This window comes from Streptomyces sp. MH60, assembly GCF_002939385.1.
Classification (GTDB): Bacteria; Actinomycetota; Actinomycetes; order Streptomycetales; family Streptomycetaceae; genus Streptomyces.
In genome coordinates this window covers 128,666-143,909 of record NZ_MULI01000010.1, presented here as the reverse complement: position 1 = coordinate 143,909, position 15,244 = coordinate 128,666, and the positions used below count along the sequence as shown (strand labels likewise).

Genomic DNA, 15,244 nt, shown 5'->3' with positions numbered 1-15,244 from the left:
CCGGGCGCGTTCGGGTCGCCGATGGCCGGCGCGAACGCCGTCGCCGGAAGCTGGCTGCCGCCCGACATCAGCGCGGTCTTGGCGTCCGGCGTCGTGGACGGCGGCGGCGTGTCGTCGTCGGCACCGCTCAACGGCGGCGCGAACACGGTCTGGGGCAACGGTACGGAACGGTCCTCACCGGCGTCCGCGTTGGTGTCCGTCCCCGCCCAGGGCGTCGCCCCGGCAGGCGCACCCGGCGCACTCGGGACACTCGGCGCACCCGCGCCGGAGCCACCGGCACCCGGCACCGCGCCCGCGACCGGCCACCCGGCACCGCTCCCGGACGAGCCGCCCGCCGACGCCGGTGCCGACGCGGCGGGAGCCGAAGGCACCCCCGCCTGAGTCTCGGGAAGCGCGCCACCAGCACCACCAGCGCCACCAGCGCCCCCGCCACCCCCCGTGCCGCCGTGCTCCTGGTCGCCCCGCCGGCGATCCGGAATGCCGATCCGGTCCGCCGCCTCCTGCAACCACTCCGGCGGACTCAACAAGAACGACGTCTGGTTCAGGTCCACCCGCGCCGCAGGCGCCGGAGCCGCCGTCTCCGCCTCGTCCGGACGGCCGTACTCCTCCTCGTACCGGCGGATCACCTCGCCCACCGGAAGCGAGGGCCACAACGTCGCCTCGCCGCTGTCCCGGGCGATCACCAGCCGCTGCGCACCCCCGTCCGAACGCGGGCCGTCCGCCCGGTCCTCGGCCCACACCACGAACCCGAGGTCGAACTCCCGCACCCGCACCTCACGGTGCTGGTACGCCGGCAGCTCGCCGTTGACCCACTCCTCGGCGCGCTCCTGCGCCTGCGCGAACGTCACCATCGTCAGCTCACTCCCCTACGGACGCCGACGCGGGCACCGCACGCGCGAACCCGCCGTCCACCATCAGGTTCGCCACCGTCTCCAGCTCCGGCGGGGAACCCGCCAGCCGCGACAGGAAGGCGTCGAAGTCCTCACCGCACGGCAGCAGCAGCCGCTCCACACGGTCCGCCGGCGGCCACGACGGATCCACGTCCCGCACGTCGTCATAGGCGCAGAACCACACCGAACCGATCCGCTCGCCCTTCACCTTCACGGCGAGCAGACCGCCCTGGACGAACGCGACGCCCAGATAGTCCTTCGTCAGATGGTCCCGCAGACACTTGTTCACATAGACCAGGTCGTTGACCGCCGCCTCCTCACGCACCGTGAAGAACGGCTGGTCCACCAGCAGCCCCAGCTCCGCGTCGAGCGCCGTACCCACCGGCGCACAGCCGCCCGCCGCCTTCAGGAACGACCGGTAGGCGCCCGGCAGCCGGTACCCGAGGTCCTCCTCGACACCCTGCACCTGCTGCTCCGTGACGGCCACACCCGACTTCGGCAGACCGAAGTGCGCCGGACGCGTCTCCTGCAACGGCCGCGTGCCGCGCTTGCCCTGGTCCACCACCGCCGTCGAGATCCCACCGTGGTGCCGCAGCAGCGCCTTCACCTCGACCGGGACCAGCTCCATCCGCCGCGAACCCGCCACGTGGTGCCACGTCCAGCCGTGCGGCGTCGCCACCGCCGGCACCGTGTCCCACAGCTCGTGCCCCGACGCCGCCAGGGCCGCGTTCGCCGACACGTAGTCCGTCAGCCGCAACTCGTCGACCCCGAACCCCTCCGGCGGATCCGCGATCTCCGCGACCGCACGCGCGTACGGTGAGAAGTCGGGGTAACCACCCGCGTCCACCCGTACCCCTCTCGGGTGACGGGCCGCCCGCACCGGATCCGGGAAATGCACGACCTGCCCGGCATAGGCCGCGTTCGGCGGCGCGGCTGCTTGCCCGAGCCGACCTGTCGTCATGGCGGTTGCCCCCTGCGGCGTCTGTCTGCTGCCAGATCCGTCTGATCTGCCTGCACTGTCTGGGTCCACCGCGTACGAGAGCGCGGTGCCGACAGCCTATGCGGTACGGCAAGAGGGGTCACCGGCACCGGACCCCGCACCCGACACCCGCACCTCCGCTTCCGTGACCAGCCGTCACCCTCCCGTGACCCACCGCCCATACCCGGGCGTGTCACCCCGCCCCAGCTTCCGCAGGAGCCACGAGATTTGGCACTCTGTGACCTTCGGGGGGATGCTCAGGAGGGGAAGACGATCATGAGTGCGACACAGACGGGACCCGACACCGGGCGGTCCGACGACCCCCGCGGCGGCGACCCGCGCATCGGCTGGAGCAGCGCCGACGCCCACCGGACCCCCGCCCTCCGGCACCGCCGCGACGGCATACTCCCGACCGTCGCCGCCGCCCTCTCCGTACGCGGCACCACCCTCACCGGCACCGCCACACGCGCCGACACACCGCCCGCCCTGCACCACCTCGTACAGGACTTCCTCGACACCCTCACCAGCGGCCAACGAGACCGCTACACCGGCCGCTGCGCCGAGACGATCCTCATCTCACGCCACCTGGCCACCGCCGACGCCACCCGCAGCAAACGCGCCGCGCGCAAACCCATGACCAACGGCGAAGCCCGCAAAGCACTCAAACACGCCAAACTCACCACCCGCCGCATCCGCGAGGACGGCGACCCCCTCCACGGCGCCTTCGCCGCACCCTGCCGCGCCTGCACCGCCCTCAGCGCCCACTTCGGCGTCCGCGTCGTCGACCCCACGGCGGAGAAGGACTGACCGAGCAGATCGACCCGAACCAGCCGACCGAGACGAACCAAGGGCCGATGCAAGCCGACCGCACCTCCACCACCCGCTTCCCCGTCCCCGTCGACGCCGCCCTGCGCGACGCCGGCTGGCAACCGGGACGCTGGGACATCAAGCAGGCCGAGATCTGGGCCGACACCCTGCGCGAACACACCTCACCCGCGGGACACCGCCACACCGTGTTCCCCGCCGCCGTCGAGGCCTGGGCCGAATTCGGCGGTCTGCACATCGCGCCCACCGGACCCGGCCGCCAGATCGCCCCCGCCACCCTGCACCTCGACCCCCTGCACGGCCTCCACATGGCCCGCACCCTCGGCGACCTCGGCCGCGCCCTGGACACCCAGACCTGCCCCCTCGGCACCGAAACCGACAGCCAGGCCCTCATCGCCATCGACGCCGAAGGCCGCGTCTACGCCCTCGACCACACCGGCGACTGGTACCTCGGCCCCACCATCGACACCGCCCTCGCCACCCTCGTCGCCGGCACCCAGCCGGCCCGCCTCACCACCGGCTGACCCGGGGCGCGACTACGACGCCGGAATCACCGCCGACACCCGGAAACCCCCCGCGTCGGTCGGCCCCGACACGAACACGCCCCCCAGAGCGGCCACCCGCTCCTTCATCCCCACCAGCCCGTTGCCCCCCGACGGCAACCGCGCCGACGACGCCGCCGAGACCTCCGGCGGCGGCTCGTTCTCCACCTGCATCGCGATCTCCGACACCCGGTGCGCCAGCCGTACGTACGTCTTCGCGCCCGCCGCATGCTTGTGCACGTTCGTCAGCGCCTCCTGCACCACCCGGAACGCCGTCGACTCCACCTCCGCCGCGTACAGCCGCTCCTCCCCCTCCACCGACAGATCCACGACCATCCCGGCCGCCTCCGACTGCCCGATCAGCTCGTCCAACTCCGACAGGCACGGCCCCTCCGAGGACGACTCCCCGTCCTCGACCGCCCGCGACGCCGCCGCCGCGGCCGCCACCCCCACCGCCGCCAACGGCACCGCCGCCCGCTCGGCCCGCGCACCCGCCCCACCACTGCGCAGCACCCCGAGCATCTCCCGCAGCTCCGTCAACGCCTGCCGCCCCATGTCCCCCACCAAGGCCGCGTTCTTCACCGCCTTCTCCGGGTCCTTCCGCGCCACCGCCTGGAGCGCGGCGGCATGCACCACCATCAGACTCACCCGGTGCGCGACCACGTCGTGCATCTCCCGCGCGATCCGCGTCCGCTCCTCGTTGCGCGCCCACTGGGCACGCTCCTCCGCCCGCTCCGCGAGCAACTGCAGCTCACGCTCCAGGCTGTCCGCCCGCTCCCGCAGACTCTCCATCAACCGGCGCCGCTGCCCCACGTACAGGCCCAGCAGCAAGGGCGGCGCGGTCAGTCCCAGCGACGACCCGACCGACGCGAAGGGGAAGAACCAGTCCCCCAGGTCCACGCCGTCCCGGCCCATGTCCTGCCGCAACCGCACGAACGTCACGATCAGCGTCCCCAGGAACGACATCCCGGCCAGGGCCCCGATGATCCGCCGCGGCAACTCCGACGCCGCCAGCGTGTACAGGCCGACGACGCCCAGCAGGAAGCCCATCTCGGCCGGTGTGATGGCGATCGCCACCAGCACCACCGCGATCGGCCACTTCCGCCGCACCACCAGCACCGAACCGGCCAGCAGCCCGAACACCACCCCCATCACCAACGGAATCCCGGCGTCCCGCGCGAACGGAACCCCCTCCGCCGCACACTCCAGCGCGGACACGACACCGAGGCTCACATCGAGCACCGCGCCGCGCCGCCTGTCCCACCACCCGGGCCCACCCCGGGCCCGAACGTGGTCTTCCCCCGTCGTGGTCATGCCTCCAGCCTACGGGCGCCGGGCGCCCCATTTCCGGTGACTTTCGACAAACGATACGACGCGATATCCCTCGAACTGGTGAACCCCAGGTCGTTCGCCTCCGAAGGCGAGGATTCCGGCCGGACGGTATGCCCATGGCACGTTCACCGAACAAGTACGCGGACTTCGAAGGACTACGGGAGCGGGCGGTCGCGCTGCGGCGCGAGGGGCTCAGCCGTCGCCAGATCCGCGACCGACTGCACGTCGACAACAACGACATCCTCAACCGCCTCCTGGAGGGCGAGCCGCCTCCAGAGTGGACGAAGCGGCCGCGCGCGAAGGACGACCTCCGCGCGAAGGCCAGGGAGCTACGCCTCCGAGGCTGGACGTACGACCAGATCGAAGCGGAGCTGGGATGCTCGAAGGGTTCGATCTCCCTGTGGGTACGTGACCTGCCGAAACCGGAACGACGTGACCCGGCGGAACAGGCCAAGCTGGCCGCACGCAAGCGCTGGGAGCATGAGCTAGCAGTGCGAGAGAAGCAGCGACAGCAGACCAAGGAGGCCGCAGCAGCGGACATCGGGGCGTTGTCCGATCGCGATCTGTTCCTGGCGGGCGTGGCCCTTTACTGGGCCGAGGGCCTCAAGGACAAACCACATGCGCGACGAGAACGAGTCACGTTCGTCAACAGCGACTCCGACATGATCCGCCTCTTCCTCTCGTGGTTGGACCTGCTCAACGTCGAGCGCGAGCACATCACCTACCGCGTGATGATTCACGAGACGGCCGACGTCGAGTCAGCGGAGGCCCACTGGGCAGACGTAGTCCAGGCGGACCGCAGCTCCTTCGGCAAGACGACGCTCAAGCGGCACAACCCGAGGACGGTACGCAAGAACACGGGCGACGACTACCGCGGTTGTCTCGTACTCACCGTGCGACAGAGTGCCGAGTTGTACCGCCGGATCGAAGGCTGGTGGACGGGAATCGTCGCTGACGCCGTCACACGACTCCGGTAAGGTCTGACGCACGTTCCCCCGTGGTGTAACCGGCAGCACACTAGATTTTGGATCTAGCAGGACAAGGTTCGAATCCTTGCGGGGGAGCCACTGCGCGTGACCTCATCGCGGGCCTTGACGTCAATGTCAGGGCCCGCACTCATGTCCCCCGTAAACCGCCCCGGTATCCTGCGGAGGTCCCCACCTCCTCAACAGCCGAAGGGCATCCCGTGAGCGCCATTCGCCCGGCAGCCGTCGTCGTTCTCGCAGCGGGTGAGGGCACCCGTATGAAGTCGGCCACACCCAAGGTCCTGCACGAGCTGTGCGGCCGGTCCCTCGTCGGGCACGTGCTCGCCGCCGCCGGTGAGCTGGACCCCGAGAACCTGGTCGCGGTCGTCGGGCACGCCCGCGAGAAGGTCACCGCGCACCTCGCCGAGGTCGCCCCCGACGTACGCACCGCCGTCCAGGAGCAGCAGAACGGCACCGGGCACGCCGTGCGGATGGGTCTCGAGGCGCTGGGCGGTGCCGTGGACGGGGTCGTCGTGGTCGTCTGCGGTGACACCCCGCTCCTCACCGGCGAGACGCTCAAGGCCCTCGCCGCCACGCACACGGCCGACGGCAACGCGGTGACGGTGCTGACGGCCGAGGTGCCGGACGCGACGGGGTACGGCCGGATCGTGCGGGACGGGGCGTCGGGCGCCGTGACGGCGATCGTCGAGCACAAGGACGCCTCGGAGTCGCAGCGGGCGATCCGTGAGATCAACTCGGGTGTGTTCGCCTTCGACGGGCAGCTGCTCGCGGACGCGCTGGGCAAGGTGCGCACGGACAACAGCCAGGGCGAGGAGTACCTGACGGACGTGCTGGGGATCCTGCGTGAGGCGGGGCACCGGGTGGGTGCGTCGGTGGCCGGCGACCACCGGGAGATCGCCGGGATCAACAACCGTGTGCAGCTGGCCGAGGCGCGTCGGATCCTGAACGACCGGTTGCTGACCGGGGCGATGCTGGCCGGCGTGACCGTGGTGGACCCGGCGACGACGTGGGTCGACGTGACGGTGACGTTCGAGCAGGACGTCGTTCTCCACCCGGGTACGCAGCTGCACGGTTCGACGCATCTGGCCGAGGGCTGCGAGGTCGGGCCGAACTCCCGGCTGACGGACACCCGGGTCGACGCGGGTGCGCGGGTGGACAACACGGTGGCCGTCGGCGCGCACGTCGGTCCGCAGGCCTCGGTCGGTCCGTACGCGTATCTGCGGCCGGGTACCCGGCTCGGGCTCAAATCGAAGATCGGTACGTTCGTCGAGGCCAAGAACGCGTCGATCGGTGAGGGGACGAAGGTCCCGCACCTGTCGTACATGGGTGACGCGACGATCGGTGACTTCACGAACATCGGTGCCGCGAGTGTGTTCGTGAACTACGACGGTCAGGACAAGCACCACACGACGATCGGCTCACACTGCCGTACGGGTTCGGACAACATGTTTGTGGCTCCTGTCACGGTCGGGGACGGTGCCTACACCGCCGCCGGCTCGGTGATCACGAAGGACGTCCCGCCCGGTTCGCTGGCCGTGGCCCGTGGCCAGCAGCGGAATATCGAGGGCTGGGTGGCCCGGAAGCGTCCGGGGAGCGCGGCGGCGAAGGCTGCCGAGGCGGTGTCCCGCGAGGCCGGCGGCGAAGACTGACCGGAAACCGGCGCGTCGAACACGGCGTACCGTGATAAGTGCACATCCGCACCCCACCAGCTGAGACGCCCCCGCGGCCAGTCGGGAGAGCGCCCATGAGCTCAGCTGCGAACCTCTGAGGAGAAAGTGCTGTGACCGGGATCAAGACGACCGGCGAGAAGAAGATGATGTTCTTCTCCGGCCGCGCACACCCCGAGCTTGCCGAGGAGGTCGCCCAGCAGCTGGGGGTCGGGGTCGTCCCGACGAAGGCCTTCGACTTCGCCAACGGTGAGATCTATGTGCGGTATCAGGAGTCGGCGCGCGGTGCGGACTGCTTCCTGATCCAGAGCCACACGGCTCCGATCAACAAGTGGGTCATGGAGCAGCTGATCATGATCGACGCGTTGAAGCGCGCGTCGGCCCGCTCCATCACCGTCATCGTGCCGTTCTACGGTTACGCGCGGCAGGACAAGAAGCACCGTGGGCGTGAACCGATTTCGGCGCGTCTGATCGCGGATCTGATGAAGACCGCGGGCGCGGACCGGATTCTGGCCGTGGATCTGCACACGGACCAGATCCAGGGCTTCTTCGACGGTCCGGTGGACCACTTGTTCGCGCTGCCGCTGCTCGCGGACTACGTGGGCGCGAAGGTGGACCGTTCGAAGCTGACGGTGGTGTCTCCGGACGCGGGCCGGGTGCGCGTGGCGGACCGTTGGTGCGACCGTCTGGGCGCGCCGCTGGCGATCGTGCACAAGCGGCGTGACAAGGACGTGGCGAACCAGGTCACGGTGCACGAGGTCGTGGGTGACGTGGAGGGGCGTATCTGCGTCCTGGTCGACGACATGATCGACACGGGTGGCACGATCTGTGCCGCGGCGGACGCGCTGTTCGCGCACGGTGCGGAGGACGTGATCGTGACGGCGACGCACGGTGTGCTGTCGGGTCCGGCGGCGGACCGGCTGAAGAACTCGAAGGTGAGCGAGTTCGTGTTCACGAACACGCTGCCGTCGGCGAGTGAGCTGGAACTGGACAAGATCACGGTGCTGTCGATCGCGCCGACGATCGCGCGTGCGGTGCGTGAGGTGTTCGAGGACGGTTCGGTGACGAGCCTGTTCGACGAGCAGTGAGCGTTGTGCAGTAACCGTTCTGCAGGTGGTGTCCCGCCTGTTTGATCGTTTTGGGTACGGCCTTCCTCTCCGAGTAGACTGCTGAAGTTGCTCGGCGAGGGAGGCCGTACCCGTGTGTGCGGGTGTGGCGCTCCGTTATCGACGCGCTCTTCGTAGCAGGCCGTTCGTGGCCGGGTGACCACGTCCGTTCCTGATTCCCACGAGGAGTGATCATGTCCGAGGTGAAGCTCACCGCCGTGACGCGTACCGAGTTCGGCAAGGGTGCCGCGCGTCGTATCCGTCGTGACAACAAGGTTCCCGGTGTTCTGTACGGTCACGGTTCCGACCCGCTGCACCTGACCCTGCCGGGTCACGAGCTGCTGCTGGCGCTGCGTACGTCCAACGTGCTGATCGCGCTGGACATCGACGGCAAGACCAACGAGCTGGCGATCCCGAAGTCGGTCCAGCGCGACCCGATCAAGGGCTTCCTGGAGCACGTCGACCTGCAGCTGGTGAAGCGCGGCGAGACCGTGTCGGTCGAGATCCCGGTGCAGGCCGAGGGCGAGCTGGCCCCGGGTGGCTACCTGCTGGAGTACGTCCTGGACGCGCTGCCGGTCGAGGCCGAGGCCACGCACATCCCGGAGCAGGTCACCGTGTCGGTGGAGGGCCTGGAGGCCGGTGCCTCCATCCACGCCAAGGACATCGCCCTGCCGTCCGGCGTGAAGCTGGACGTGGACGGCGACACCGTGGTGCTGCAGGTCCTGTCCGCGCAGGCCGAGGAGGCCCCGGCCGAGGGCGAGGGCGAGGGCGAAGAGGCCGCCGAGGCCTGATCCTCCCGCACGGTCATCGTGTGGTCGGCCGCTGTTCCCGTGCGGGGCAGCGGCCGACGCGTATGGGGGGACGGGTGGTTACGGGTGGTACCGGTGGTTAAGGAGACATGGACGTGACGACGGACGCGGGCGCTCCGTGGCTGGTGGCCGGCCTCGGGAATCCGGGACCCGAGTACGCCGCGAACCGGCACAACGTCGGCTTCATGGTGGCGGATCTGCTGGCGGAGCGGATCGGGGCGCGCTTCAAGCGGCACGGCAAGGCGCAGGCGCAGGTGGTCGAGGGGCGGATCGGTCCGCCGGGTCCTGCCAACCGGCGGGTGATCCTGGCGAAGCCGATGTCGTTCATGAACGTGTCGGGCGGCCCGGTGACGGCGCTGCGGGACTTCTACAAGGTTCCGGTCGGCAACATCGTGGCGGTGCACGACGAGTTGGACATCGACTACGGCGTGCTGCGGCTGAAGCTGGGCGGCGGGGACAACGGGCACAACGGGCTGAAGTCGATCACGAAGTCGCTGGGCGCGGACTACCACCGGGTGCGGTTCGGGATCGGGCGGCCGCCGGGGCGGATGCCGGTGGCGGATTTCGTGCTGCGGGACTTCTCGTCGACGGAGCGCAAGGAGCTGGACTACTTCGTCGACCGGGCGGCGGACGCGGTGGAGGCTCTGGTGATCGAGGGTCTGGAGCGGGCGCAGAGCGCGTACAACTCCTGACTTGTCCGACGATGGTGCGCGGGTGAGTTGACCGGGCGTGCAGGCATGGCCAATGATCCCGGCCATGCCTGCCTCTGCCGCCGCCGCTCGTCCCCGTCAGGCCTCGTCCGCTTCCTCCGCGTCCTCCGCCCTGCTGCGGTTCGGCCGGGTGGCGGCGATGGGTACGGTCGCCGCGTTGATCATGATCGCGGGGGTGTGGGCGTCGTGGGGCACGGCGCAGCACGTGCTGCTGACCAAGGGGCGGGAGCGGGGCACGGTCGAGGTGACGCGGTGCGGCGGGGGGACGTGCAGCGGTCCGTACTCGCCGGTGTCGGCGGGGTCGCAGGCGCGGGAGCGGGTCGTGATCGAGGACTCCGTCGCGGTGGCGAAGGGGCGGACGTACAGCGTGGTGTTGAAGCCCGGTAGTGGCGAGGCGGTGCGTTCGGGTCCGGCCGGGATTCTGTACGCGTGGGTGCCGTTGGGCGGGGCGTTGTTGCTTGCGTCGGTGGTCGTGGCCGGGGGGCTGCGGCGGACTCGGGTCGCGTGGGGGATGGCGGGGGCCGGGGTGGCCCTGCTGACGGGGGCGTTCTTCGCGGTGTGAGGTTTTCGGATACGACGTGAGGGTGCCCCCGGGCTCTGTGCGAGCTCGGGGGCACCGGTGTTTTCGCGTGCGCGGCGCCGGGGTGGGCGCAGCTGGGCCGTGTCAGCCCGTGTTGCGCAGGCCGGCGGCCACACCGTTGACGGTGAGGAGCAGCGCCCGGGCCAGGAGCGGGTCGGGGGTCCCGTTCGCGGCGGCGGCCTCGCGCTGGCGGCCGAGGAGGGCGACCTGGAGGTAGGAGATGGGGTCGAGGTAGGCGTCGCGGATGGCGAAGGTCTGCTTGAGGACCGGGTCGGCGTCGAGGAGTTCCGTCTCGCCGGTGACGCGCAGGACCTCGGCGACGGTGAGCTCGTGCTCGGCCTTGATGGTGTCGAAGACGTGCTTCAGCTCGTCCGGGACGAGGGTGTCGACGTAGTGCTGGGCGATGCGCAGGTCGGTCTTGGCCAGCGTCATCTCCACGTTGGAGATGAAGTTGCGGAAGAAGTGCCACTGCTGGTGCATCTCGTCCAGCACGGTGTCGAGGCCGGCCTCGCGCAGGGCCTTGAGGCCGGAGCCGACGCCGTACCAGCCGGGGACGATCTGCCGGGACTGGGTCCAGCCGAACACCCACGGGATGGCGCGCAGTCCGTCGAGCGAGACGCCCGAGCCGGGGCGGCGGGAGGGCCGCGAGCCGAGGTGCAGGTCGGCGAGCTGGTCGACCGGCGTGGAGGCCAGGAAGTACGTCGGCAGGTCGGGGTCCTCGACCAGGTGCCGGTAGGCGGTGTGGGCGGCGTCGGAGACGACGTCCATCGCAGCGTCCCAGCGGGCGAGGGCCTCGTCGGACTGGCGGGGCGCGGTGTGCAGGGCGGACGCCTGGAGGGTGGCCGCGACGGTCAGCTCCAGGTTCTCCCGGGCGAGGGCCGGGATGAGGTACTTGTCGGAGATGACCTCGCCCTGCTCGGTGACCTTGATCTCGCCCTCCAGGGTGCCCCAGGGCTGGGCGAGGATGGCGTCGTGGGTGGGGCCGCCGCCGCGGCCGACGGTGCCGCCGCGGCCGTGGAAGAGGCGCAGCCGTACGCCGTAGCGGTGGGCGACGTCGCGCAGGCGGCGCTGGGCGCGGTGGATCTCCCACTGGCTGGTGGTGATGCCGCCGAACTTGGAGGAGTCGGAGTAGCCGAGCATGACCTCCTGGACGTCGCCGCGCAGGGCGACCAGGCGCCGGTAGGAGGGGTCGGCGAGGAGGTCTTCGAGGATGGTGTCGGCGGCCTTGAGCTCGTCGGTGGTCTCCAGGAGCGGCACGATGCCGATCTTGGCCCAGCCGGCGTGCAGGTCGATCAGTCCGGCCTCGCGGGCCAGCACCGCCGCGGCGAAGACGTCGTCGGCACCCTGGCACATGGAGATGATGTAGGACTCGATGACCTCGGGGCCGAAGACCTCCAGGGCGCGGCGGACGGTCTGGAAGACGCCGAGGGTCTTCTCGCCGGGCGCGTCGACGGGGGCCGGGCTGGGGGCCAGGGGCCTGCGCGAGCGCAGCTCCTTCGCGAGGAGCTTGGTGCGGTACTCGCGGGGCATGTCGGCGTAGCGCCAGGACTCCTCGCCGAGCCGGTCGAAGAGCTGGCCGAGGGCGTGGTGGTGGGCGTCGGCGTGTTCGCGGACGTCCATGGTGGCGAGCTGGAGGCCGAAGGCGGCCAGGGTCCGGATGGTGCGGGCGAGGCGGCCGTCGGCGAAGAGGCCGCCGCGGTGCTCGCGCAGGGAGGTCTGGACGATGCGCAGGTCGTCGATGAGCTGGGCGGTGCCGAGGTAGTCGCGGCCCTCTTCGTGGGCGGTGCCCATGGCGAGGCGCTGCTTGGTGTTCTCCAGCTTCTGCCGGATGCAGGTGGCCTTGAGCCGGTAGGGCTCCTCGGCGTTGAGGCGCTTGTAGCGGGGGCTGATCTCGGGGAGCCGTTCGAGGTCGGCCTGGAGGGAGGTGAGCAGTTCCTCCGTGGCGCCCGCGTAGCGGATGGAGTTGGAGAGGAAGCCGCGCAGCTCGTCGATCATCTCCAGGGCGTCGTTGATGCCGTGTTCGTGCTGGAGGATGAGGATGTCCCAGGTCACCTGGGGGGTGACGTTGGGGTTGCCGTCGCGGTCGCCGCCGATCCAGGTGCCGAAGGTGAGGGGGCGGGTGTCGTCGGGGAGCTTGACGCCGGCCCGCTCCAGTTCGGCGGTGAGGTCTTCGAGTACGTCGCCGACGGCGCCCAGGTGCAGCTCGTCGAGGTAGTAGATGGCGTTGCGGGCCTCGTCGGCGGGCTCGGGCCGTACGACGCGCAGCTCGTCGGTCTGCCAGACCAGGTCGATGTTCTCGGCGAGCCGGGTGTCCAGGCGGCGCCGGTCGGACTCGTTGACCGGGGTGTCCAGGAGGGCCGCGATGCGGCGCAGCTTGTTGAGGACGGAGCGGCGGGCGGCCTCGGTGGGGTGCGCGGTGAAGACGGGGCGCACGTTGAGGTTGCGGACCGTCTCGCGCAGGTGCTCGGGGTCGGCGTCCTTCAGCCGGTCGGCCGTACGGGCGAGCAGTCCGCCCTCGGCGGCGCGCTTGGCGCCCAGTTCGCGGCCGCGGTGGACCTGCTCGGTGACGTTGGCGAGGTGGAAGTAGGTGGAGAAGGCGCGGACGAGCTTGGCGGCGGTCTCCAGTTCGGTGCCGCGCAGCAGTTCGGCGGCGGCCTCGCCGTCCTCGCGGGTGAGTCGGCGTACCTTCTCGACGAGTTCCAGCAGCTCGGGGCCCTCCTGCCGGACCAGGGTCTCCCCGAGGAGATCACCCAGTCGGCGGATGTCGGCACGCAGTTCGCTGCTGGTCGTCGTGGTGGTCTGGTCGTCGGCACTGCTCACAGGTGCGGCTCCTTGCAGTGTTGAAGCTCGTCTGGGAGGGAACCCGGACGGCCGTCCCGCGCGGCGGGCGCCGCTTACCGGGCCGGACGTCCGGGAAGTAATCAGAGCGGACCGCGCTGTCCGACCGACTCCCAGGATAGGTGTCGGCCAGGACGCGCAGGCTCTGGGGCTCTTGCCGCGCGGCCACGCACTGCCATACTTACGTCGCCGTAGGTTACGGAACCGTAGGAAAACCGTGCAGGTTCCCGTAGCCCGGCACCGGCCACACCTCGACGACCCCACCCTCGACCCCACAGGGGACGCGCATGACCACGACTTCCGATGTGATCCCAGACGCTCCGCAGCCGGCCGATTCCGGCGCGGGGTCCTCCGCCACGCTGGGGGGTGAGCAGAAGCGGTCCATCGAGCAGATCACGCTGCTGCTGTTCATCACCCTTCCGTTCCTCGCGCTGGTGGCGGCGGTGCCGCTGGCGTGGGGCTGGGGCGTGAGCTGGCTGGACCTGGGATTGCTGGTCTTCTTCTACTTCCTGGGCTGCCACGGCATCACCATCGGGTTCCACCGGCACTTCACCCATGGTTCCTTCAAGGCGAAACGGCCGTTGAAGATCGCGTTGGCGATCGCGGGCTCGATGGCGGTCGAGGGGCCGCTGGTCCGCTGGGTGGCCGACCACCGCAAACACCACAAGTTCTCCGACGACGAGGGCGACCCGCACTCGCCGTGGCGGTACGGCGAGACGGTGCCCGCCCTGATCAAGGGCCTGTGGTGGGCCCACATCGCCTGGATGTTCGACGAGGAGCAGACATCGCAGGAGAAGTACGCACCGGACCTGATCAAGGACCCCGCGCTGCGGGCGGTCTCCCGCCAGTTCATCCTGTGGACCGTGGTGTCCCTGGGGCTGCCCGCGCTGATCGGCGGGCTGGTCACGATGTCCTGGTGGGGCGCGTTCACCGGGTTCTTCTGGGGTTCACTCGTGCGGGTGGCGTTGCTGCACCACGTGACCTGGTCGATCAACTCGATCTGCCACGCGGTGGGCAAGCGCCCCTTCAAGTCCCGGGACCGCTCGGGCAACGTGTGGTGGCTGGCGATCCTGTCCTGCGGTGAGTCCTGGCACAACCTGCACCACGCGGACCCGACCTCGGCGCGGCACGGGGTGATGCGCGGGCAGCTCGATTCGAGTGCCCGGCTGATCCGCTGGTTCGAGCAGCTCGGGTGGGCCTACGACGTGCGCTGGCCGTCACGCTCGCGTATCGATTCGCGCCGCAACACGGATCAGGACGGCGCCCGCCGCCGGAAGGAGACGGCGAAGGCGGCATGATTGACGCCGTGGCGACCGACTCCAGCAGCACCCCGAGCAATGACAAGCCGCGGCGCACGCGTCGCACCCGGATGACCGGTGCCGAGCGCCGCGAGCAGTTGCTGGAGATCGGCCGGACCCTCTTCGCGGCGAAGGGTTTCGAGGGCACGTCGGTGGAGGAGATCGCGGCGAAGGCCGGGGTCTCCAAGCCGGTGGTGTACGAGCACTTCGGCGGCAAGGAGGGCCTGTACGCGGTGGTCGTGGACCGCGAGATGCGGCGGCTGCTCGACATGGTGACCGGCTCCCTGACGGCCGGGCACCCGCGTGAGCTGTGCGAGCAGGCCGCCTTCGCGCTCCTGGACTACATCGAGGAGTACACGGACGGCTTCCGCATCCTGGTCCGCGACTCCCCCATCCCGCAGTCGACGGGCACCTTCGCCTCGCTGATCTCGGACATCGCCACCCAGGTGGAGGACATCCTGGGCCGCGAGTTCAAGAACCGGGGCTTCGACGCCAAGCTGGCCCCGGTGTACGCGCAGGCGCTGGTGGGCATGGTGGCGCTGACCGGCCAGTGGTGGCTGGACGTGCGCCGTCCGAAGAAGGCGGAGGTGGCGGCGCACCTGGTGAACCTGGCGTGGCACGGCCTGGACGGTCTGGAGCCGAAGCCGCGGCTGATCGGGCACCGCAAGAGCTAGGTCCGCAC

General features: G+C 70.4%; 13 protein-coding genes, 1 tRNA gene and 1 pseudogene. 11 read left to right on the top strand and 4 right to left on the bottom strand.

All coding sequences use genetic code 11. The annotated features are described in order from the left end of the window. Together BZZ08_RS10370 and BZZ08_RS10365 are read right to left on the bottom strand one after the other, a co-directional pair. Positions 1-851, bottom strand: a pseudogene (locus tag BZZ08_RS10370) (SUKH-4 family immunity protein); the annotation flags it as partial. 7 nt (positions 852-858) lie between these two features. Continuing rightward, positions 859-1,851 carry an SMI1/KNR4 family protein gene (locus BZZ08_RS10365; RefSeq protein WP_104631868.1) on the bottom strand — a complete coding sequence of 331 codons (993 nt, stop codon included), beginning with the start codon at positions 1,849-1,851 and terminating at the stop codon, positions 859-861. Between the two features lie 294 nt (positions 1,852-2,145). Here BZZ08_RS10365 and BZZ08_RS10360 point away from each other — a divergent pair, with 294 nt between their 5' ends. Together BZZ08_RS10360 and BZZ08_RS10355 are read left to right on the top strand one after the other, a co-directional pair. Beyond that, entirely contained in the window at positions 2,146-2,676 is a 531-nt protein-coding gene (locus BZZ08_RS10360) for a YwqJ-related putative deaminase (RefSeq protein ID WP_104631867.1), read from the top strand. Positions 2,677-2,723: 47 nt separating this feature from the next. Then, positions 2,724-3,218, top strand: a complete 495-nt coding sequence (locus BZZ08_RS10355) for an SUKH-3 domain-containing protein (protein WP_104631866.1) — start codon at positions 2,724-2,726, stop codon at positions 3,216-3,218. Positions 3,219-3,230: 12 nt separating this feature from the next. Here the strand turns inward: BZZ08_RS10355 and BZZ08_RS10350 are convergent, their stop codons facing one another. After that, positions 3,231-4,550: a sensor histidine kinase gene (locus BZZ08_RS10350; protein ID WP_104631865.1), complete on the bottom strand. Its 1,320-nt coding sequence runs from the start codon at positions 4,548-4,550 to the stop codon at positions 3,231-3,233. A gap of 134 nt (positions 4,551-4,684) precedes the next feature. On the opposite strand from BZZ08_RS10350, the gene BZZ08_RS10345 reads away from it, so the two are divergent. The 7 genes from BZZ08_RS10345 to BZZ08_RS10315 all read left to right on the top strand — a co-directional run bounded on the left by BZZ08_RS10345 (position 4,685) and on the right by BZZ08_RS10315 (position 10,408). Next, positions 4,685-5,545 (top strand): hypothetical protein, encoded by an 861-nt coding sequence (locus tag BZZ08_RS10345; RefSeq protein ID WP_104631880.1) that lies wholly within the window; start codon positions 4,685-4,687, stop codon positions 5,543-5,545. Positions 5,546-5,559: 14 nt separating this feature from the next. Then, positions 5,560-5,635: transfer RNA gene (locus BZZ08_RS10340), tRNA-Gln, on the top strand. Between the two features lie 119 nt (positions 5,636-5,754). After that, the gene (gene glmU / locus BZZ08_RS10335) at positions 5,755-7,203 is read left to right on the top strand and encodes a bifunctional UDP-N-acetylglucosamine diphosphorylase/glucosamine-1-phosphate N-acetyltransferase GlmU (protein ID WP_104631864.1); all 1,449 of its coding nucleotides are present in this window, start codon (positions 5,755-5,757) and stop codon (positions 7,201-7,203) included. A 131-nt stretch (positions 7,204-7,334) separates the two neighbouring features. Next, positions 7,335-8,309 carry a ribose-phosphate diphosphokinase gene (locus BZZ08_RS10330; RefSeq protein ID WP_104631863.1) on the top strand — a complete coding sequence of 325 codons (975 nt, stop codon included), beginning with the start codon at positions 7,335-7,337 and terminating at the stop codon, positions 8,307-8,309. A 212-nt stretch (positions 8,310-8,521) separates the two neighbouring features. Then, positions 8,522-9,118 carry a 50S ribosomal protein L25/general stress protein Ctc gene (locus BZZ08_RS10325; protein ID WP_104631862.1) on the top strand — a complete coding sequence of 199 codons (597 nt, stop codon included), beginning with the start codon at positions 8,522-8,524 and terminating at the stop codon, positions 9,116-9,118. A 107-nt stretch (positions 9,119-9,225) separates the two neighbouring features. Continuing rightward, entirely contained in the window at positions 9,226-9,828 is a 603-nt protein-coding gene (pth, locus tag BZZ08_RS10320; protein ID WP_104631861.1) for an aminoacyl-tRNA hydrolase, read from the top strand. Positions 9,829-9,880: 52 nt separating this feature from the next. After that, positions 9,881-10,408: a hypothetical protein gene (locus BZZ08_RS10315; RefSeq protein ID WP_104631860.1), complete on the top strand. Its 528-nt coding sequence runs from the start codon at positions 9,881-9,883 to the stop codon at positions 10,406-10,408. A 102-nt stretch (positions 10,409-10,510) separates the two neighbouring features. Here the strand turns inward: BZZ08_RS10315 and ppc are convergent, their stop codons facing one another. After that, entirely contained in the window at positions 10,511-13,246 is a 2,736-nt protein-coding gene (ppc, locus tag BZZ08_RS10310) for a phosphoenolpyruvate carboxylase (protein ID WP_104631859.1), read from the bottom strand. Positions 13,247-13,551: 305 nt separating this feature from the next. Between ppc and BZZ08_RS10305 the strand changes: the two genes are divergently transcribed. Both BZZ08_RS10305 and BZZ08_RS10300 read left to right on the top strand, forming a co-directional pair. Continuing rightward, positions 13,552-14,562 carry an acyl-CoA desaturase gene (locus BZZ08_RS10305; RefSeq protein WP_104631858.1) on the top strand — a complete coding sequence of 337 codons (1,011 nt, stop codon included), beginning with the start codon at positions 13,552-13,554 and terminating at the stop codon, positions 14,560-14,562. After that, complete coding sequence (locus BZZ08_RS10300) at positions 14,559-15,236, top strand: TetR/AcrR family transcriptional regulator (RefSeq protein ID WP_104631857.1); 678 nt, start codon at positions 14,559-14,561, stop codon at positions 15,234-15,236. Before BZZ08_RS10305 ends, BZZ08_RS10300 begins: the two co-directional genes overlap by 4 nt. Positions 15,237-15,244 lie beyond the last annotated feature (8 nt).